This window comes from Nonomuraea sp. KM88 (assembly GCF_052245635.1).
Lineage (GTDB): Bacteria > Actinomycetota > Actinomycetes > Streptosporangiales > Streptosporangiaceae > Nonomuraea.
The window spans coordinates 39093-59056 of the sequence record NZ_JBQQCC010000022.1; the positions used below are offsets into that span (position 1 = coordinate 39093).

The 19964-nt window shown below is 70.3% G+C and carries 20 protein-coding genes; 13 read left to right on the forward strand and 7 right to left on the reverse strand.

From position 1 onward, the window contains the following. The first annotated feature begins 332 nt into the window (after nt 1-332). The 8 genes from ACTWPV_RS42190 (at nt 333) to ACTWPV_RS42225 (ending at nt 9554) form a co-directional block, all read left to right on the forward strand. Nucleotides 333-3407, forward strand: coding sequence for a CHAT domain-containing protein (locus ACTWPV_RS42190; RefSeq protein WP_443156086.1), 3075 nt, complete (start codon nt 333-335; stop codon nt 3405-3407). After that, entirely contained in the window at nt 3394-4158 is a 765-nt protein-coding gene (locus tag ACTWPV_RS42195; RefSeq protein ID WP_347649102.1) for a class I SAM-dependent methyltransferase, read from the forward strand. Before ACTWPV_RS42190 ends, ACTWPV_RS42195 begins: the two co-directional genes overlap by 14 nt. An 8-nt stretch (nt 4159-4166) precedes the next feature. Further along, the gene (locus ACTWPV_RS42200; protein ID WP_443156087.1) at nt 4167-5240 is read left to right on the forward strand and encodes a hypothetical protein; all 1074 of its coding nucleotides are present in this window, start codon (nt 4167-4169) and stop codon (nt 5238-5240) included. Next, nucleotides 5240-5806, forward strand: a complete 567-nt coding sequence (locus ACTWPV_RS42205) for an AAA family ATPase (RefSeq protein ID WP_443156088.1) — start codon at nt 5240-5242, stop codon at nt 5804-5806. The genes ACTWPV_RS42200 and ACTWPV_RS42205 overlap by 1 nt, the downstream gene beginning before the upstream one ends. 159 nt (nt 5807-5965) lie before the next feature. Then, a complete protein-coding gene (locus ACTWPV_RS42210) occupies nt 5966-6232 on the forward strand; it encodes a hypothetical protein (RefSeq protein ID WP_443156089.1) in 267 nt (88 codons plus the stop codon). Between the two features lie 16 nt (nt 6233-6248). Further along, nucleotides 6249-7274 carry a radical SAM protein gene (locus ACTWPV_RS42215; RefSeq protein ID WP_443156090.1) on the forward strand — a complete coding sequence of 342 codons (1026 nt, stop codon included), beginning with the start codon at nt 6249-6251 and terminating at the stop codon, nt 7272-7274. Further along, a complete protein-coding gene (locus ACTWPV_RS42220) occupies nt 7271-8842 on the forward strand; it encodes a B12-binding domain-containing radical SAM protein (protein ID WP_443156091.1) in 1572 nt (523 codons plus the stop codon). The genes ACTWPV_RS42215 and ACTWPV_RS42220 overlap by 4 nt, the downstream gene beginning before the upstream one ends. Before the next feature lie 67 nt (nt 8843-8909). Beyond that, nucleotides 8910-9554: a hypothetical protein gene (locus tag ACTWPV_RS42225; protein ID WP_443156092.1), complete on the forward strand. Its 645-nt coding sequence runs from the start codon at nt 8910-8912 to the stop codon at nt 9552-9554. A gap of 115 nt (nt 9555-9669) precedes the next feature. Here the strand turns inward: ACTWPV_RS42225 and ACTWPV_RS42230 are convergent, their stop codons facing one another. Together ACTWPV_RS42230 and ACTWPV_RS42235 are read right to left on the reverse strand one after the other, a co-directional pair. Beyond that, nucleotides 9670-9906 (reverse strand): hypothetical protein, encoded by a 237-nt coding sequence (locus tag ACTWPV_RS42230; protein WP_443156093.1) that lies wholly within the window; start codon nt 9904-9906, stop codon nt 9670-9672. A gap of 110 nt (nt 9907-10016) precedes the next feature. After that, nucleotides 10017-10868, reverse strand: a complete 852-nt coding sequence (locus tag ACTWPV_RS42235) for an aminoglycoside phosphotransferase family protein (RefSeq protein ID WP_347649094.1) — start codon at nt 10866-10868, stop codon at nt 10017-10019. A gap of 289 nt (nt 10869-11157) precedes the next feature. On the opposite strand from ACTWPV_RS42235, the gene ACTWPV_RS42240 reads away from it, so the two are divergent. Together ACTWPV_RS42240 and ACTWPV_RS42245 are read left to right on the forward strand one after the other, a co-directional pair. Continuing rightward, nucleotides 11158-11505, forward strand: a complete 348-nt coding sequence (locus tag ACTWPV_RS42240) for a YciI family protein (RefSeq protein ID WP_347649093.1) — start codon at nt 11158-11160, stop codon at nt 11503-11505. Further along, nucleotides 11498-12877, forward strand: coding sequence for an RNA polymerase sigma factor (locus ACTWPV_RS42245; protein WP_443156094.1), 1380 nt, complete (start codon nt 11498-11500; stop codon nt 12875-12877). Before ACTWPV_RS42240 ends, ACTWPV_RS42245 begins: the two co-directional genes overlap by 8 nt. Before the next feature lie 176 nt (nt 12878-13053). On the opposite strand, the gene ACTWPV_RS42250 is transcribed toward ACTWPV_RS42245, so the two are convergent. Genes ACTWPV_RS42250 through ACTWPV_RS42260 form a run of 3 tightly spaced genes read right to left on the reverse strand, consistent with a single transcriptional unit; the run spans nt 13054 to nt 15826 of the window. Continuing rightward, on the reverse strand, nt 13054-13947 hold the full coding sequence (locus ACTWPV_RS42250) for a DNA-3-methyladenine glycosylase family protein (protein ID WP_443156095.1): 894 nt from the start codon (nt 13945-13947) through the stop codon (nt 13054-13056). After that, entirely contained in the window at nt 13944-15167 is a 1224-nt protein-coding gene (locus tag ACTWPV_RS42255; RefSeq protein WP_443156096.1) for a sensor histidine kinase, read from the reverse strand. The genes ACTWPV_RS42250 and ACTWPV_RS42255 overlap by 4 nt, the downstream gene beginning before the upstream one ends. After that, nucleotides 15164-15826 carry a response regulator transcription factor gene (locus tag ACTWPV_RS42260; protein ID WP_347649089.1) on the reverse strand — a complete coding sequence of 221 codons (663 nt, stop codon included), beginning with the start codon at nt 15824-15826 and terminating at the stop codon, nt 15164-15166. Before ACTWPV_RS42260 ends, ACTWPV_RS42255 begins: the two co-directional genes overlap by 4 nt. Before the next feature lie 136 nt (nt 15827-15962). Here ACTWPV_RS42260 and ACTWPV_RS42265 point away from each other — a divergent pair, with 136 nt between their 5' ends. The 3 genes from ACTWPV_RS42265 to ACTWPV_RS42275 all read left to right on the forward strand — a co-directional run bounded on the left by ACTWPV_RS42265 (nt 15963) and on the right by ACTWPV_RS42275 (nt 17731). Further along, a complete protein-coding gene (locus tag ACTWPV_RS42265) occupies nt 15963-16463 on the forward strand; it encodes a DUF5666 domain-containing protein (protein WP_443156097.1) in 501 nt (166 codons plus the stop codon). Between the two features lie 112 nt (nt 16464-16575). Next, nucleotides 16576-17346: an aminoglycoside phosphotransferase family protein gene (locus ACTWPV_RS42270; protein WP_443156098.1), complete on the forward strand. Its 771-nt coding sequence runs from the start codon at nt 16576-16578 to the stop codon at nt 17344-17346. A 97-nt stretch (nt 17347-17443) separates the two neighbouring features. Continuing rightward, a complete protein-coding gene (locus ACTWPV_RS42275; RefSeq protein WP_443156099.1) occupies nt 17444-17731 on the forward strand; it encodes an antitoxin in 288 nt (95 codons plus the stop codon). Nucleotides 17732-17737: 6 nt separating this feature from the next. Here the strand turns inward: ACTWPV_RS42275 and ACTWPV_RS42280 are convergent, their stop codons facing one another. Further along, nucleotides 17738-18541, reverse strand: a complete 804-nt coding sequence (locus ACTWPV_RS42280; protein WP_443156100.1) for an MBL fold metallo-hydrolase — start codon at nt 18539-18541, stop codon at nt 17738-17740. Nucleotides 18542-18550: 9 nt separating this feature from the next. After that, the gene (locus ACTWPV_RS42285) at nt 18551-19873 is read right to left on the reverse strand and encodes an MFS transporter (protein WP_347649084.1); all 1323 of its coding nucleotides are present in this window, start codon (nt 19871-19873) and stop codon (nt 18551-18553) included. Nucleotides 19874-19964 lie beyond the last annotated feature (91 nt).

Here is a 19964-nt window from a genome sequence, read left to right on the forward strand (position 1 = left end):
GCTGACCTGGCGGGGAGAAATGCCTTACGGGGCCAGGAGAGAATGGCAACGTTCAGAGGGCGCTGGGGGAATCGATCGCGTATTGCATCGGGAATTCAATAACATTATTATCAGCAGATGCTTTCAGGGAGATGCGGCACCGGGTGCTCGGTGTTGTCCTCCTCGCCCGGTCTGCCGCCCCATGAGTTCCTGGCTTCGCGCCCTGCCGGATGACCCTCCCGGGGGCATCGCACGTGAAGTAGCGCACGCGAAGCAGCGGACGTGGTTACGCTTGAACGATTCGTGCCGATGCCATTCTGGCGGGATTGAACGGGTCATTCTCGGGAGGTGAGATGGCCCAGCGGTTCAGTGAGTTCGAACTCCGGCTCGACGCGGTCCACGGCGTGCACTCTCGATCCGCCGACGGGCACGAGGCGAGCGGTCAGTGGGTGGATGCCGACCTGCTCGCGATCGGGCCTCTGGCCGCGAACGTGTTCGCTCCCGGCGGCTCGCCCAAACGTTTGGGTGACGCGATGGAGCGTCTGGCGTTCCCCGGGCGGGTGGCGGAGCATTTCGCCACCGCGTGGCAGCTCGCCAGGCGGAATCCTTCAGTGTTGCGGGTTCGGCTGCGGCTGGACGCGACGTTGGCGCCGCTCCCTTGGGAATTCCTGCGTTTCCGCGACCGCTGGCTCGCCACGCACGCTGACTTCGTCCTCGCCCGGCACGTCGCGCGGGCCGTGGGCGGAAGGCCCGCGGACCGGCTGCCCGACCGGCCCAAGATCCTGGTCGCGTCCGGATCCCAGCAGGAGGGGCCGATCCAGGCCGGCGCGATCCATGAGCTGCTCAGCACCAGGCACTACGAAGTGCTGGAACCGCTGGAGGACTGCGAGCTGCGGGACCTCGACCAGGCGCTGGTCAGGGACCGGCCGCACATCCTGCATCTCATCGCTCACGGGCGCGTCCGCGACGGACAGGGCGAGATCGCCCTGTCGCACCGGGGCGACAGCACCCACTGGCACACCGCGGACCAGCTGGCCACGGTCTTCGACCGCTGGCAGCCCGAGCTGGTGCTGCTGCACACGTGTGACAGCGCGGCCCGCCCTGGCGGCGAAGCATCCGATGGCGAACAGCACGTGAGCATCACGGACGCCATGGCGGCCAAAGGGCCACTCCGCGTCGTCGGGATGAGCGCCCCGATCTCCAACGAGGTCGCCGTGGCCTTCTCCAACGAGTTCTACCGTGAGCTGACGAGGACGGGCGCCACCATCGAGTACGCCGTACAGCTGGCCAGGAGAGGGCTGGGGCGCGAGTTCGGCTTCACCCGCCCGTGGTTCGGCGTGGCGAACCTTCTGCTGTCGGGGGCGGCCGAGCACCCGCCGGCGCCCGAGACCGGGCCGGAGGATCAGGTCGCCTCCCAGGCTCCGCGCGTCCGGCACAACCTGCGCCAGCGCGACTACGCCACCTTCGTGGGCCGTGACCGGGAGCTGCGCCAGCTGGGCAACCTGCTTCCGCCGGACTCCAGTTGCCCGGTCATCGGGGTGTTCGGACCGGCGGGTTCGGGCAAGAGCACGCTCGCGCTGGAAATCGTGCACCGCGTGATCGAGGCGCCCAAACCCGCGTTCGACACCGTGATCTGGGTGAGCGCGCAGACGCAGGTGCTCACCAGAGCGGGTGTTCAGCCGCACTCGCACGTCAACGCGCTGGAAGACGTGCTCCAGAGCACGGCCTTGACGATGGGACGTTCGGAGCTGCTGCGGCTCCCGGTGCCCGAACAGGTCGAAAGGCTCCGGCTGGCCATGGTCGACCAGCCCGTGCTCATCGTCATCGACAACTTCGAGACGGTGGACGACCACCGGGTGCTCGAGTTCGTCAGCGAGTTGCCCGCCCCGACTCGGGTGCTGCTGACGTCACGCGAGTTCGTCGAGTGCTCCGATCACATCCGGCTCGGACCGATGGGGGAGTCCGAGGCGATCAGGTTGCTGGAGCTGGAGCTGAGCAGGAGAGGGATCCAGCAGAGCCGCGATCAGAACGAGCGGTTGGCGGCGGCGAGCAACGCGCTCCCGCTCATCATCAAGTGGGTGGTGGGCCACCTGGCCGCCGGGCATGCTCCTGACTCCGTGCTGGCCAAGCTGGCCAGCGGCGCCGACGACCTGGCCGCGTACTGTTTCGGCACCTCGGTGGAGTCGCTGCGGATGCGTAACCACGACGCGTATCAGAGCCTCATCAGCGCGTCGGTGTTCGCCGGGTCGATGTCGAGGGAGGCCTTCGGCGAGGTTGCCGCGCTCGACTCGCCGCACGTGCGCGACGAGTGCATCGCGACGCTGCTCGGGATGAATCTGCTGGAGCAGACGGGCGATCGGCTGCGCATGCTGCCCGTGATCAAGCGGCTCATCCTGAAACTTGTCGGCGACGCGGACGAGCTGGTTGAGCCGCGAACGCGGCAGGTGGCTTACTACCTCGGGTTTCTCAAGAAATACAACCCCAAACAGGATTCCACACCAGAGACGGAGCCGTTCTGGCAAGAGGTTCACAACATCCGGGCCTTGATCCGAGCCCTGCAGACCGAGAGGGCCGACGAGGACGCGGAAGGGGCTGACCAGGATTACGTCAAGCTGTGCGTCGAGTACAGCTCATTCGTGTGGGTGCACGGGCTCTGGGCCGAACTGTTCGAGATCGCCCAGAGCATCGGAGCGTCGGGAAGGAAGACCGGCGACTGGGAGGCGGTCGCGAAGGTGGCGCTGGACGCGGCCCTGGCCTACATGGACCGGTTCGACGCCGACGCCATGCGCGAGCAGCTGACGCTCGTGCTCGAGATGTTCGAGCACCTGGACCGGATCCCTCCTCAGCTGTACGAGACCTTCTTGTTCTGCCGGGCGGCCGCGGCCGCGATCCGGCGCGATGCCGCCGCGCAGCAGTACTTCGAGGAAGACCTCGAATTCATCGAGAGCATCGGAGAGCGCTGGCGCAAGGCGGGCACGCTGTGGTGGATGGGCGCCTTCAATGCCCGGCAGGGGCGCTGGGAGGACGCGCAACGTTACTTCGACCAGGCAATGGAAATAGCGGAGTCGGCGGGAGATCGGCGCACCATGGCGTTGGTCTATGGCTGGCGGCCCGCTGCCCTGTACTTCCTGGGCAGCAAGAACGACGCTTTCGGGTCGATAGCGGAACTGGAGGGCTTCGTGCAGCGGTACGGGCAGCTCACGTCCAAAGGGCAACTCGCCGACAGCGCGGCCATCATCCACCTCGCGGAAGGGCTCGCCCACCTGCGGAGCGGGCTGGCGTACGCGGAGTCGGCACACGGGGTCTTCCGTGACCTGGGAAGGAAAGAGCTCGCGGCGCACTACGAGGCGGTGGTGCCCGCTCTGCACGAAATCGTCACACGATTGGCAGAACTGCAGCGGAAGGAACCAACGAATGGCTCGACGTGAGATTCTTGAATGGGGTTCGATCGCCGAGCGCTATGCCGCCTGGCTGAACGACGAAGAGAACATTTCGGGTCGGGCCTTCACCGACATCGTCACTGACGCGGTCCTCGACATGGCCGGCGATCCGGCCGGCAAGCGGGTTCTCGACCTGGGCTGCGGCGAGGGATATCTCTCCCGTCACCTCGCGCGGGCGGGCGCCGCCGTGGAGGCCATCGACGGCGCGGGGGAGATGCTGCGGATCGCGCGAGCCCTCTCCGGAGACCTGCCCGTCAGCTTCCGTCAAGGCGACATCTGCGGGAAGCTGCCCTACGATTCCGGCGCATTCGAGCTGATCGTCTGCAACATGGTGCTGATGGACGTCGACGACATAGACCACGCCATATCGGAGGCGGCACGGGTTCTCGAACCGGGCGGCCGGCTCGTCTTCTCCGTCGTCCACCCCACGTTCTTCGACGCCACAGGGGAGTGGCGCAGCGAGGACGGGCAGCCGGTCTACCGGCCACGGCGTCGCTACGTCGAGGAGTTCAGCTACGTCAAAACCCTGGTCGGGCTCGATCCGCCCGCCCGGCTCACCCATTATCACCGGCCCATCCAGACCTACGTGCAGGCCGTCCTGGCGGCCTCCCTCGCGTTGACCGGCTTCGCCGAGACCAGCATGTCGCGGGACCAGCGCCGGCCCGAGCTGACGCGTTTCCACTTCACGGCCAACAACCTGATCATCGGGGCCACCAAACCGGGCGGAGGCGAGGGATGATGCGCCCCTTGCCGCAGCGCATCGGTGATCTGCTGGGCAGGGCCAGGACCGGACGCGTCGACACCCGTTCCTACTCCGCCGTCCAGGACGATCACAACCTGGACGGCGGTGGGGAGGCGGCGTGGTTCGGGCCCGGAGAAGGCTATTTCGAGGTGCGCGTGAACCAGGTGCAGCTCGCGGCGGCCCGCGAATGGTTCACCAGATACGACCCGATGGTGCTGATCGCTGTGGACTGCGTCTACGGGAGTAGACACATCAGCATCCCGTACGTCGTCGGGCCGGCCCTGTTCGAGTCGGCGGGCATGCAGGTGGGGCCCAACGCGATCATCCGCGACATCCGCACGGTGGGTCCTCTGCCCTACCTGGGAAGCCCGATCCGGATCCGCATCGTGCTCTACAAGGTGGTGCGGGAGAACCTCATCTCATCCATGATCAACATCGCGGAGACCCTGTCGGGGGTGTTGCAGCCGTTCGCGCCGCGCGTGGTCGGCGAGTCCCTGAGCGTGGTGAGCAACTCGGTGTTGTCGGCTCTGGAGGCCGTGGTCGGTCTGCAGGACGCGGTGGTGCCCGTGCTGGCCTTCGCCAAGGATTTCGGCGGTGGGAACGAGCCGCTTAAATCCCTTCATATCGCTTTGATGGATCGGCCGTCAGGTGAGCTGAGTCCCGATGAGCTGTGGATCGCGAACGGTGAACTGCGCATCGGCTCATCACCCGGCAGCCTCTCCAGGATCGTCGACCACGACTTCGTGCACTTCAGCGTCAACGGCAGCCGCTCCCGTGACGACGTCTCGCTGCTCCCGTTCTACGCGATCTGGGAACAGGCTCTCCGGCACGCCCTCGAACCGGGCCGTCCGCAGTGGTCGATCGCGAAGTCTCACATGGTGGCGCTCTATTCGGCGATGGCGACCAGCCCTGACCTGACCCGCGGGCAAGCCGGCGAACTGCTCGACGGGTTCGGGGCCGAGTTGCAGCGACATCGCAAGCGTGCCCTCGATCTCGCCAAGCTCGGCGCCGGACCGGACGGCGGCGCTATGGAGGGGGTCGAGCAGATGCTCGAGTTGCTCGATCTTTCGGAACGCTGATGCCGGGCGACCTTCTGGTCCTCATGTCCGGTCAGCAGGCGACCGGCAAGACCACGACGGCGCGAGCCCTCGCCAGGCAGCTCGACCTGCCGCTGCACGCCAGCCACGACCTGCGGGCCGCGCTGGGGTTCGCCTCCGGCGACCTCTACCGGCCGGAGATGCGGGACGAGGTCTACAAGAGGCTCTTACACGGGGTGACGGAGTCTGGTGCGGTGCTGGACGCCTCTTTTCTGCGATCGGCATATCGGGCGGCCGCATATCGTCTCGCAGAACGTTCGCGGCTCGTCGCCGTTGTCGTGGAGTGCCAGGCGAAAGTCTCTGACATCGCGTTTCGGACACGTCGCCGGCTTGGCGTGCCGGGCCCGGAAAACCAGGGTGATCGTATGCTGTACTATCGCCTTCGATCCGCCGAAACCGATCCACTGAGACAGGATGGTGCAATCGAGCACCTCCGCTTCGACACGTCGGCGAACACCGTCACCGTGATCCGGTCGACGAGTCCGGCGACCAGGTGCGTTGAACGGGTTCTGCGATCGTTGACTCTTCTTGGCGGCCCCGGCGGGTGATACGGTTCGATCGCCGGGCATCGACGGCTACGCGCTCTTCGAATAATGGAGGGTATTCCAGTGGAATCGCCGAAATACTCAAGAAGCGACGCGTTCGTGGTGCGTCCCGACCAAAAGGGTGTCATCTACGAATATCCAAACCAGTCCCACGCGCTTCGCATGTCCTATATGGAGGTCAACGGCCGCCGTCCCGGCGAGCCGGGCAAGGCTTTCCTGGAAGAGGACTGCACGTTCGCCATCTACATCATCGACGGCGCCGGCACGATCTGGATCGAGGGTGAGGAGTTCAAGCTCGGCGCCCAGGACGTCGCCACCGTGCTGGCCGGCAAACGCTGGTACATCGAGGGCAACCTGAAATACGTGACGGCGACCACGCCGGCCTTCTATCCCGAGCAGTCCACGATGGTCGACGTGAACCCCGGCTGACGCCCGGGAGGTGGTCATGACTCCACCGGATGCGGACCTCTTGCTGGAGTCCTTCAGCCGCGGCGAACCTCTGCTGCCACCGCGCACCGCCTACGTCAACGTCGTCAAACGGTGCAACGCCGGTTGCGGATATTGCGCCGACTGGACCGCGCCCCGTGATCCGAGGCTCGACCCGCCGCTGGAGCAGCTGGCCTACCTGTTCGGCGAGTTACGCCGCCTGGGCGTCGGCGATCTGGTGGTCAGCGGCGGAGAGCCGTTCCTACGCCGTGACCTCCCCGCCGTGCTGGAAACGGCGCTCGAGTGCGGGTTCGAGATCCGGGTGATCTCCAATGGCTCCCTGATCACCCGGGAACACGTGAGAGCCCTCGTCGGCCTGGGGATCACGAAGGTCGGCATCTCCATCGACAGCCTGGTTCCTGACCGGCTCATGGCCATCCGAGGGTTGAAGGCCGCTCGCGTGCGTCGGACCATCGAGATTCTGGCCGATGACGAGCGGACAAGGCCACGGGTGGCGCTCTACGTCACCGTCACCAGGGCCAACCTCGACGACCTGATCCCCCTCGCCGACTACGCCCGCCGGTTGGGCGTCACCGTGCAGTACCAGCCAGTCCACTTCGCCGGTACCGGCCTCGACGACCATATCCTGACCCATCTGTGGCCGGCCGAGCCCGATCTGGCCCGGCTGGACGGAATCATCGCCGAACTCGTCCGTGGCGCACAGGACGGCACGTTCCCCATCAACAGCCGGCCGGACTTCCTCCAGCAGATTCCCCGCTTCTTCCGCGACCGGACCTTCCATCCGGAACGATGCACGGTGGCCTACACCGATGTCGTGATCGACCAGGACCTCAACCTGCGTCCCTGCTGGTCCATGCCGGCCGTGGCCTCGCTCGCGCAGCCGGGGTTCGATCTGGTGCGGATCTGGCGAGCTCCCGAGATGCGGGCGGTTCGCGAGGAGATCAAACAGGATCGTTGTCCTGGCTGCCTGTTCAGCTGCCATATGAACAAACCGCACATCTCGCTGAACAAGGCACGCTCGTGACCGCCTCGTCCCGGAGGCTCCTGCTCGTTCAGCTGTACAGCCCGCTACAGCCTGCCGATGCCGAGCCCCTCTCCGTGGCCACGCTGGCCTCCGCGGTCCAGGACCTGACGGAGGTCGAGGTCCGTACGGTCAACCCGGTGACCGACCCACGGGCGGTGAGCGACTTCGTGGCCTACGTCCGCCGCGAACGGCACGAACTGGTCGGCCTGTCCGTACCCCAGGGCACGTACGACACGGCACTGGAGATCATCGAACTGCTGCGCGCGCTACGGTCGGCGCGGGGTCACCCCGAGGTCCTGCTGGGGCATGCCCTGCCGACCCACCTGCCGGAACGTTTCCTCGGCGTCGACCCGGACGTACTGATCATCCGTGGCTGGGGCGAGAACGCGCTCCGTGCCTACCTGTCCGGGCAACCGCGACATCGGCTCGCCGACGTCGTCTTCATGGAGCGCGGGGAACTCGTGCGCACCCCCGCCCGGTCGGACGGCCAGCCGGTGTACCCGCCTCCGTTGCGGGTGGGCGGCGACTATTTCCGCCGGGTCGAGGCCAGCCGCGGCTGCCAGTTCGGCCGGTGCACCTTCTGCACGCGGCCGCCGGGACGGGCCGACCAGTGGAACGCCACCGCGCGGGAACGGATCGCCGCCGACCTGTCGGCGCTGGCTGTGATGGGGGTGCGCCGCTTCACCTTCACCGACGAGGACTTCCAGCCCGGCGCCGGGATCGCCGCACTCGTACGGGACCACGGACCGTTCACCTACACGGTCTCGATGCGGGTGGACACCCTGATGGGACGCCAGGGGGATCGACAGGGGATGGGGACCTCGGAGGCGGAACTGGCCGACTTGTACGATTCGGGTCTTCGCCAGGTGTACCTCGGTGTGGAGACGTTGTCCGGGTCACAGATCCGGCGTTTCGGCAAGCGGGCCACCGCCGACCATTCGATCAGCGCGGTGCGGCGCCTGGTCCGTCGCGGTTTCGACGTGGAGATCGGGCTGATCCTCTTCGACCCTCTCGTCACGCTGGAGGAACTGGCGGAAAGCGTTGACCTGATGCTCTCCAGCGGGTTGTGGCGGCACGCGGGCGCGCCGTTCGGAAAACTACGGATCCAGGTCGACTCGCCGATGGCGCGCAGTCGCCGCCTCGCACCGATGCTGACCACGATGGATCCCAACATGATGGCCTATTCCTGGGACTACGCCGATCCGCGCGTGGCTCGGGCGCGGCAGATGGGGCTGGATTGGTGGAGCGGGCTGGACCAGGCGTACCAGCTGATCCGCAATGTGGTCAGGACGGGTCGTGACCGGCCGGATCTCCTGCGCGTGGCCACCTCCGCGCTGCTGATGTTGCGCGCGTCGAGCTTCCAGGTGCTCCGGCTCGCGATCGAGAGCATTCGGCGGGGCGGCACCGGGCTGGAGACCGGCACGGTCACCTCGTTGATCGAGCGGCGGGAACGAGCGCTGTCGGCAGTGAACGCCGCGTTCGGCGAGGGTCCGGACAGGGTGGCGACGGGCCGGCTGGTCGAGGAAATTCATAAAATCGCCATGAAGGAGAGAATTGATGGCCTCTGATCCCTCCTTCGAAGGGTTCGAGAAAATTGCCGGTGTCGATGGTGAGACAACCGGCCGTGACCCTTTCTTGGCGAAAAATCCCGACACCTTGTGGGAGTACGCCATCGTCATTCCCCACGAAAGGGCGAGGCTGGAGCGGGTCTGGGAGTTCTGGCCGGAGGCGGTCGCCGACCCGGAGTTCCTGGCTATGAGCAACTTCGCGCGCCGGCACCATCCCCGCCTGCGGGAGTGGGGCGTCGCCACCCTGGGGACCGACGGATCATGGCGGCGGACCTCCCGGCGGGAGGCGGCGACCGAGATCGCCGCGTTACTGCAGGGCAGACATATCGTGGGCATCGTTCCCGGGTTCGACGACATGTTCCTCAGGGCGCTTCTATCTGAATACGATCTGCGACCCTCCTATCACTACCACGTGATTTGTGCACAGGTTCATGTTCGCGGGTTCATCCACGGCTGGCATGCCGCGCTGGCGGCCGCCGCTGAACGGCTCGGGGGACCGGCGGGGCTGGTGGCGGAGCTCGCCGGGCCGCCGCTGGAGGTGACGCACGCTCCCTGGGATGCCGACCGGCTGCTGGCCGCGGTGGGCGCCGAACCGCCGCAGGGCATCGAGCGGCACTCCGCGCTGGCCGACGCGCGGTGGGCGTTGGAGGCATACCTGCTCGCTCAGGCGCCCGGCCCATGGACGCGGTCAGCGGGCGGCCCCACCCTGTGACGGCAGCTCCCGGGAGGACGGCACGGCGGTGCGTTGACGGAGCCGGGCCCGGAGGGCATGGCGTGTCGAGGCGCCGGTCGTCGCCGCACGGCCACGACCGGCGCCTCGCCGGTGATCAGAGGGTGAGGCAGCCCACGAGCGGGACTTCGGGTGGTACGGCCACCGCGCCGACGGGGTCGGCGATGCCGCCGGTGGCGCAGTTGGCCATCACGATGGGGTCGATCTTGGTGATCGACTCCAAGCTGGTGAGCTGCGTGGGGTCGACGACGGCATGGGCTGGAGCCGACAGGGTCAGGCCTGCGGCGACGGCGAACATCGCGACGGCGGCGATCTTACGAGGGGATGGACGCACGGGGAACCTCCTTGTGAAGGATCACTGTCAGCTACAGACAGTAATGAAGCTGAAGCTCTCTGTACACAGCCGTGAGATGAGAAAACCCTCATGAGCCGGCCATCCCGTGCTCAGCCGAGCAGTTCCAGCACCCGTCCCGCCTGCCGCTCCCACGTCCCGGCCGGGTTACGCGCGGCGAACGGCCCCGCGGGCCCGAGCATGGAGAACCAGGAGAACGCGATCAGCCGCCGGAAACCCAGCACGCGGGCGCGCTCCGCCCGCGCGAGCCCGATGCGGTCCAGCAGCAGCGCCGCGTCGAGGTCGCCGTCGAGCCGCGAAACGTGCTCCAGGAGGTCGCCCAGCTCGAACGCGCGGTCGTTGCGGCCGGAGTCCTCCCAGTCCAGGAGCCGGATCCGGCGCTCGTGTGCGTCCCACAGGTAGTTGGCGTGGTTGCCGTCCGCCTGCCCGAGGACCGGAGGGAAGGGATCGGCGAGTAGCTCGTCAGGGTCGGGGCCCGCCAGCCATGCCGTCCCTTGCGCGTACGCCTTCCGCACGAGGGGGTCGTCCCCGGGATCGGGCTGCTGCCCGGCGGCATAGGTCCGCGCCTTCGCCACGGCCTTGGCCGGGGTCCACGCGGCCGGCCGCATGGACGACACGACCGCGGCGGGCACCGCCTCGCGCAACCGGCCGAGGGCGTCGGCCAGCGCTTCGGCCTGCTCGTCCGTCGTACGCTCGCCGCGCAGCGGGACGCCCGGCAGCCGGGTCATCGTCACGCTGGGGGGCACCGCGTCCAGGGCGGCCACAACCGGCGCCGGGGCGAGGCCGGGCGCGTGCGCGGCCAGCACGGTCAGCGCCTCCCACTCCCGCTGGGGCTCCTGCCGTTCCCACGACCGGTAGCGCTTGACCACGACGCCGTCGCGGAGCTCGAGGTCGTGGGTGGCGAACCGGTCGCCCGTCATCACCGTGCCTTCCTCCGCGTCCACCGGATCATACGAGACATGCGGTCTCCGTCGATTCCCAGCCCGCCGGATACGGGGTGCGCTCGCGCGAGGGCGCCCGTCAGCGCCTTGCGGGCCCCGCCGTGCTGTGCCGCTTCGCCGTGCCCGGGAACGATTGTCGCGCAGAGCGATGACTCCCGGGCACGTGTCGTGTCTGCATACTCACCCGGGTGTGCGCCGGACGCGGCGGCGGAAATTTCCGCCGTTCCGTTGTCCGGATCGGGGCAGCCCGTTCGTCACCTTTGCTGAGAACACGACACGAAGGAGCGTAGAGATGAAGTACATGATGTTCGTCTGCAGCGACACAGCGCCGGACACCGATAAGTCGGAGATGCCGGACATTGAGGCGTGGGTGGCGGAGAACGACGCCCGCGGCCGGCGCCTCGACGGCGACGCGCTGGCCCCCACGTCCGCGGCCACGACCGTACGCGTGCGCAACGGCGAGCTGCTGGTCTCCGACGGGCCGTTCACCGAGACCAAAGAGGTGATCGTGGGATACGACCTCCTCGAATGCGCCGACCTGGACGAGGCGATCGAGGTCGCGCGGACCCACCCCATGGCGCGGGCGGGACGGCTCGAGCTGCGCCCGTTCACCGGCCCGGACGGCCCGCCGCGTGACTGACGCGCACCCGGCCCTCGACGGCACGGCGGTGACCGGCGGCGACGCGGCGCGGGCGGACGCCGGCCCGGTGCGGACGGATGGCGACGCTGCGGGAGCCGTCGCCGTCGCGGGCAGGGACAGCTTCGCGCGGATCGTCGCCGCTCTGATCCGCGTCACCGGGGACTGGACGCTGGCCGAGGACTGCGCTCAGGAGGCGCTGGCGCTCGCCCTCGAACGCTGGCCCGCGGACGGCGTGCCCGCCAACCCGGGCGGATGGCTCATGACGGTGGCGCGCAACCGCGCGGTCGACGCCCTGCGACGGGCGTCGACCGAGCGCCGCAAGCTCGAGGAAGTGGCGGTGCTCGCGCTCGCCGACCCCGGCCCCGGCACAGGGAAGGAGCAGGTCGTGGACGACCGGTTGCGCCTGGTTTTCACGTGCTGCCACCCCGCGCTCCCCCTGGAGGGGCGCGTGGCGTTGACGTTGCGCACGGTCTGCGGGGTGCCGACCGCCGACATCGCGCGGGCCTTCCTGGTCAGCGAGTCCACCATGACCCGTCGCCTGACCAGGGCCAAGACGAAGATCGCCGACGCCGGCATCCCTTACCGGGTGCCGGCCGGTCCCGCGCTCGCCGAACGGCTGCCCGGCGTCCTCGCCGTGCTCTATCTGCTGTTCACTCGCGGTTACGACGCGGGTGGCGAGCCCGCCTTCGCGGATGAGGCGATCCGGCTGGCCCGGCTGCTCGAACGGCTCATGCCGGATGAGCCGGAGATCTCCGGGCTGCTGGCCCTGTTCCTGTTCCAGCACTCCAGGCGCGATGCCCGCCGTGACGGCGACGGCGACCTGCTCACCCTCGACCGCCAGGACCGCTCCCGCTGGGACCACGCCGCGATCGCGGAGGGCCTGGCCGCCCTGGCAAGAACGCGTCAGGACAGCGCGGGGGCGCGGTGGGGCGGTTTCGGGACGCGGGAGCGCAGCGCGGGGGCGCGGCGGGGCGGTTCCGGGGTGCGCGAGGACGGCCCGTACGTGCTGCAGGCCAGGATCGCGGCCTGCCACGCCACCGCGGCGTGCGCCGACGCGACCGAGTGGACGGCGATCGCGGCCTGTTACGACGCGCTCGTCCGGATCCAGCCCTCCCCGGTGATCGAGCTGAACCGGGCCGTGGCGCACGGGTACGCGTACGGTCCGGCAGCGGGCCTGGAACTGCTGGCCGCGGCCCGCGCGGGCGGCGCGCTCGACGGCTATCCGCCCGCGCTCGCCGCCGAGGCCGACCTCATCGCCCGCGACGGCGGCAGGGAGCGGGCCGCGGCCCTGTTCCGGCGGGCGGCCGCGCTCTCCGGCGGCGAGGCCGAACGCCGTGCCCTGCTGGACCGGGCCGACCGGCTCCTCGCGTAGCCGGTCACCGGGACGGCCAGGGCGGGGCGGGCGGTCACGACTTCACGGCGCCCGCCATCCCCTCAAGGTGAAGACGAGCGGTAGGAAGAAGGCGTTCCACGTGGCGAGGAACGTCAGCAGGGTGACCGTGGCGGTGACGGGCATCGCGAGGGGAAGCATCACGCGGGGGAAATCGGTTACTGCGCGGGCCGGTCGTCCGCCACCCCGTACGTGGCCGCCCGGAACAGGAAGGAGGCCCACGAGCGGTACGGCCGCCACGCCTCGGCCAGCCTCCGGTACGCGGCGGGCGGCGCGTCCTCCGGCAGGCCGTACGCCTCCCGCAGGATCGCGAACAGGCGCGGCTCGTCACCGGGGAACGCGTCGGGCGCGCCGGCGCCGCGGATCAGGATGAGACCCGCCGAGAACGGCCCGACCCCGGGCAGGGCACGGAGCTCGGCCAGGGCGTCCGCGGGGGAGAGCGAGCGCAGGTGCTCGGTGGTGAGCACGCCGTCGAGCGCCGCGCGGGCCAGGCCGCGCAGCCACTCCTCCTTCTGGCCCGGCAGGCCGAGACCGCCGGCGTCCAGCAGGGACACGGGCGGCGGAAAGGCCGCGTACGCCCGCCCGTCCACGGTGACCCGGGCGCCGTGACGCTCGGCGATGCGCTGCTTGAGCCGGGAGGCGATGACCATCGACGACCGCTGCACGATCACCGCCCAGCAGGCCGCCTCCCACGGGGTCCAGAAGCACACCGGCCGCAGGCCCGGGCTGCGCCGCTGCAGGTCGCCGAGCACCGGGTCGGCCTCGCCGAGCTTGGCGAAGCCGGAGCCGTCGACGTCGAGGGAGAGGATGCGCGCCACCTCGTCCCGGATGTCCGGCCCGGCGGGGCGGGTGGTGGTGACGGTGACCCCGCCGGGCGCGGCCCTCGCGGTCACCCCGATCGGCAGCCAGTCCGCCTCCGCGTTGTAGGCGAAGCGCAGCGAGCGGCCGTCGGACGGCAGCGCGCTGGTCGCCGGCCACTCCTCGACGAAGCGCAGCGAGGCGCCGAAGTCGAACGGGCCCTCGGCGGTGAGCGTGAAGTCGTACGTGGTCATGCGCGAATGGTAGGGGCGGCTCGCGCGTCCTTCGCAGCCGGCACGGGGGCGTGGGCGGCCCGCGGCAGGGTGACCGACACCTCGAGGCCGCCTCCCTCGCGGGCCCTGGCGGCGTAGCGGCCCAGGTGGGCGTGGGTGATCGCGGCGACGATGGACAGTCCGAGCCCGTGCCCCTGCCCTGCCCCGCGGGCCCGGTCGGGGGCGTGCCTGCGGAACGGCTCGAAGAGCGCGGCCACCGCCTCGGGGGCGACGCGCGCGCCGCCGTTGGCGACGTGCAGCGTCACCGAGCCGGGACCGGCCTCCGTGCGCACGTCGATCCAGCCGCCTTCGACGTTGTGGCGGACCGCGTTCTCGACGAGGTTGCCGGCCAGCCGTTCCAGCAGCACGGGATCGCCTGAAAGGGGAGCGGGGGCGAGCGCGTGCGCGAGCCGCAGGCCCTTGAGCTCGATGTCGCCCGCCGCCGTCGCTAGGGCGTCCCGTACGGCCGCCGCGAGATCGGCGGGCTGGTAGCGCTCGATCCCGCGCTCGCTGCGGGCGAGGGTGAGCAGGCTGGCGATGAGGTGCTCGTGGCGCCGGGTCGCGGCGCGGATCCGCCGGGCCATGGTCAGCAGCGACTCCAGCGAAGGGCGCGCGAGCGCGACGTCGACGGCGGCGCGCTGCACGGTGAGCGGGGTCCGCAGCTCGTGCGAGGCGTTGGCGACGAAGCGGCGCTGCGCCTCGAACGCCGCGGCCAGCCTGCCGAGCATGGCGTCGATCGTGTCGGCGAGTTCCTTCAGCTCGTCGCGCGGGCCGCGCAGGTTGATGCGCTCGTCGAGGTTGTGCGTCGACAACCGCCGCGCGGCCGCGGTGATGTCGCGCAGCGGGCCCAGCACCCGTCCCGCCATCACCCACCCGAGCGCCGTCGCGACGACCGACACGAGCGCGAGAGCGAGCACGGACTGCGTGAGCAGCTCGCTGAGCGCCTCGGCCCGCTGCTGGGCGAGCGCCTCGACGATCCGTTCCCGGATGGATCCGGGATCGTTCGGGTGAGGGGTCAGGACGGGCGGATCCGGCCGGGGGACGCCCCGGCCGCGCGCCTGCAACTGCTGCGCGAACAGCCCGTACGTGATCGTGAGAAGCAGCACGCCGACCGCCACGAACAGCCCGCCGTACAGCACGGTCAGGCGCAGCCGGATGGTGGCGGCGGGACGCAGCCGGGCGATCGACGCCGCCGCCGTCATGGCCGGCCGATCCGGTAGCCCGCGCCGGGCACGGTGTCGATGACGCCCGGCTCGCCGAGCTTGCGGCGCAGGCGCATCATCGTGACCCTGACGGTGTTGGTGAACGGGTCGGCGTGGGCGTCCCAGACCCGTTCCAGCAGTTCCTCGCTGGTGACGACGGCTCCGCGCGCGCCCAGCAGCACCTCCAGCACGCCGAACTCCTTGAGCGTCAGGTCCAGGGGCCGCCGGGCGCGGGTGGCCACGCGGCGCGCGGTGTCCACGGTGAGGTCCCCGTGCGCCAGCACGGGCGGGAGCGCCGGGTTGGACCGCCGCGCCAGCGCGCGGATCCGCGCCACCAGCTCGGCGAAGGCGAACGGCTTGGCCAGGTAGTCGTCGGCGCCCAGGTCGAGCCCCTCGACCCGGTCGCCGAGCGTGCCCGCCGCGGTGAGCATGAGCACCCGCGGGTGGGCGCCGCCCGCCACCAGCTCCGCGCACACCTGGTCGCCGTGCACGTCCGGCAGGTCGCGATCCAGCACGACGACGTCGTACCGGTTGACCGCGAGCTGCTCCAGCGCGCTCGCCCCGCCGAACGCCGCGTCCACCGCCATGCCCTCGGCCCGGAGCCCTTCGAGCAGGATCTCCACCAGATCCGCCTGGTCCTCCACGACCAGCACCCGCATCGCCACCTCCGCCGCGCGTCGCCTCTGCCTCTCCACCCTGGCGGCGACCCGATAACACGGGTGTAACGCCTGCGGTGTTACGCCCGTGTTAGCGCCGCCGCCGGAGACTGCCTGGCGACCGACAAGGAGGAACCACATGAAACATCTGGTGGCCGTCGCGACGGCGGCCGTACTCGTGGGAGGGCTCGGCAGCGCGGCGTACGCCGCGACGCCTGGCGTCACCCCGTCCCCGGCCTTCTCCGCGCACCCGCCGAAACGGGGCGAGGTGCTGTACGGCGAGACCGTGACGCGCGACGACGACGGCCGGACGACGGTGCGCAACCACCAGCGGGGCCGGATCACCGAGGTCGCGGGCATGTCGATGACGGTCAGGAGCGCCGACGGCACCAGCTGGACCTGGGTGCTCGACGGCGACACCGAGGTGCGCGCGGACGGGAAGGACGACGCGTCCGTGGCCGACCTGAAGGCGGGCGACGACGTCATGGTCGCCGGCACGCGCGCGGGCGGCAGGCGGACCGCGTCCTTCGTGACGAGTCCGCCGCCGGACCTCGGCGAGCTGCGGGAACGCCTGAAGGACCTGCGGAGGGGAGGCCTGCCGCACCCGCGTGGCCTGGACCTGCCCGCGTTCCGGTCGTGACGGCGGCCCCGTGGCGCGGCGGTTCCGCTCTCGCCGCGCCGCGGGGCGACGTCCCGCGATCGGCATGGCATCGTGAGACTCCTGGATGGCCGAGGAGAGGAGCCCGCGTTCCATGGCCGAGGAGATCGTGCTGCAGGACACGCCGCATCGCCGGGTGGTGCGGGTGGGCGACACCGTGCGCAGGCCGGTCCAGCCCTGGACGCCGGCGGTCCACGCGCTGCTCCGGCATCTGGAGGATGCCGGGTTCCCCTACGCGCCGCGGGTGCTCGGGATCGACGAGCAGGGACGCGAGGTCCTCACCTATCTGGAGGGCGAGTCCGGGCCGCGGAGCTGGGCGAAGGTGGTCGGCGACGCCGGGCTGGAGTCGTGCGCCCGGCTGTTGCGCGCCTACCACGACGCGGTCGCCGGTTTCGATCCGCCGCAGGAGCTCGTCTGGCACACGGGGCAGCGCGGGCTCGACGGCGGCGAGGTGGTCTGCCACGGCGACTTCGGGCCGTGGAACATCGTCTGGCAGGGGGACGTGCCGGTCGGGATCCTCGACTGGGACTACGCCCGGCCGGCGGAGCGCCTGCACGACGTCGCCTACGCCCTGGAATACCTCGCGCCCTTCCGCGACGACGCCGAGTGCCTGCGCTGGCTGCGTTACCCCGAGCCGCCCGACCGCCGCCACCGGATGGAGTCGTTCGCCGCCGCCTACGGTCTCGCCGGCGCCGCCGGCCTGGCCGACCGGGTGGTCGAGGTCCAGCGGGACGTGGCCGCCCTCGTCCGCACGATGGCGGAAGCGGGGCACCAGCCGCAGGCCCGGTGGGTCGAGGAGGGATACCTCGACGAGGTGGGCCGCAGGATCGCCTGGAGCGTGGCCAACCGGGCGCTGTTCGACTGACGGGGACGGCGGCGGCAAACCCGATGAGCTGGGAGAACATCATGCGTTTAGGTCCGGGTAGAGGGCGACCGTAGCCTGAAGAAACGGGGAAACGGTCATGAGCCGCATCGGAGAATGGCTGAAGAAGGCGGAGAACCTGGCCAGAGGGCACTCCAAGCAGGCCGACCAGGTGCTCGACCGCGCCGAGCAGTACGCCAAGGAGCGCACCGGGCACAAGTACGACGACCAGATCAGCAAGGGAGCCGACACGGTGCAGCAGCGCTACGGCGGCGGAGGCGCCGCGGGCTCGGAGGAGGAGCAGCGGCGCGCCCAGCAGGGGCAGGAGCAGGCCCAGGAGCAGGCGCAGCCGGGCTCGCAGGAGCAGCGCAGGCCGCCGCAGGGCTGAGGGCGCTCAGCGTTCCTCGACGAAGCCGAGATAACGCTCGGCCGAGCGGCGCACGGCCGCCGCGCCGTCCGTGTGGACGACGCGGTTCCACCAGCCGCCGTAGACCCGGTCGAACGCGTACGGCTCCAGCAGCGACAGGGCGCGGCGCACGGTGTGCGGGCGTTCGGGGATGTAGTTGGGATAGCTGTACATGAAGCTCACCCAGCGACGGTCCTGGACGACCTGGACGATGTCGCCCGAGAACAGGGCGCCGTCGCCGCCCGACCAGTGCAGCACCTGCCCACCCGCGAAGTGCACTCCCGCGTTGATCAGCGTCAGGCCGTCCGCGATCTGGTGGGTGTCGCCCTCCCAGAGGACCACGGCGTCGTCGGGGCGGGCCACCCACGGACGGTCGGCGGCGTGGATGTAGATCGGGACGTCGCCGAAGGCCCGCGACCATTCGATCATGGAGCCGTAGAAGTGGGGGTGGCTGATCGCGATGGCCGCCAGCCCGCCCAGCTCCCTGACCTCGGCGATCAGCTGGTCGTCCAGGTAGGAGACCATGTCCCACATGACGTTGCCCGCCGGTGTGCGGACGAGGAGGGCGCGCTGGCCGATGGCCGTCGGCGGGGCGGTGCCGATGCCCACCACGCCGGGGCCCTCCTCCGCCACACGTCCGCGATGGCCCTCGTCCGCCAGCCCGGCCATGGTCGTCCACTGCTGGCCGTCCCATCCCACGTACTGGCGTTCGTCCTCGCAGATCGGGCAGTCGGCGCGCGGCTCGCCGTACTGGACGCCGCAGGTGCGGCAGATGGGCAGGTCGGACGGCATCTGTCCAGCCTAGGGCCGGCGGGCGGCGTCCTCCAGGACCCGGCGCGCGTCGCGCTCGAACGACGCCCGTGCCCCGAGCGTGAGCAGGCCGCCCACGACCATCGGGATCACCAGCAGGTACATGCCGGACACCAGCGAGCCGAGCCGGTCCGAGGCGATGCCGACGATGAGCGAGCCGAAGGCGCCGCCCGCCGTGATGAGCAGCTGCAGCACCGCGAAGCCGAGGCCCCGCGCGGCGGCCGGCACCACGTCGGCCACGCACGCCATCATGTTGGGGATCGCGATCGACATCAGGGAGCAGGCCAGCAGCACGAGCGCCGTCAGCGCGCCGATCGAGTCCATCGACAGCGCGAGCGCCAGCACCAGTGAGCCCGCGGTGATGCCGCCGCCGCCCGCGAGCAGCCGGCCGCCCTTGCGGCTGCCGTGCCACTTGCGGCCCAGCCACGAGCCCACCAGGGTGCCCGTCAGCGTGCCCGCGACCGTGATCAGGCCGCTCAGCGAGCCGGCGGTGCCCACGCCGACGTCGAAGCCGCGCACCATGAGCGTGGGCAGCCAGTAGAAGATGCCGGCCAGGCCGAGGGTGAGGAAGGACAGCCCGATGCAGACGAAGATCAGCGTGGGGATGGCCAGCACCTGCCTGAACTGCCGCCAGAACGGCGGCTTCGGCTCCGCCGCGGGTGCGGCGGGGGCGGGCTCGCCCTGGGCCACCAGCCGGTCCAGCTCGCCGCGGCGCGGCTCGCGCAGGAACCAGACCAGCAGTGCCGTGAGGACGCCGGGGACGACCATGACGAGGAACGCCGTGCGCCACGAGAACATCTCGGCCAGCACGCCGCCGAGCAGCGTGCCGACGCCGCCGAGGTAGGTGGTGACGCGGGTCAGCCCGTACGCCTTGGCGCGGCTGACCGGCGGGTAGTAGTCGGCGAGCAGGCTGCCGGCGGCCGGGTTGTCGATGTTCTCGGCCGCGGCCAGGAGCACCCGCATCAGGTAGAAGATGACGAAGCCGGTGGCCAGGCCGGAGCCGAGCGTGGCGATGGCCCAGACGAAGACGACCACCGCGATGATCCGCGTACGGCTGAACCGGTCGGCCAGGTAGCCGGCGGGCAGCGACACGATCGCGGCGGCCAGGGCGGCGGCCGTCGGGATGGAGCCGGCGGCGGTGTCGCTGAAGCCCCATTCGCGCTGGACGAGGGGGAGCACGCCCGACAGGAGGTTGTGCTCGATGCGGTCGACGAGTCCGACGATGAACAGAACGATCAGCGGTGCCCAGCCGAATGGCGCGCGGGCCTGCGCGTCGATGGCGCCGGAGCGTGGCGAGCCCAACGTACCGACCATGCCCACCCTTTCCCTAGGGAACTCTAGAATTGCGTTCTAGGGTGATGTTCTAGCCAGAGTGGCAGAAGTCACAGCATTCGTAAATGGGGGG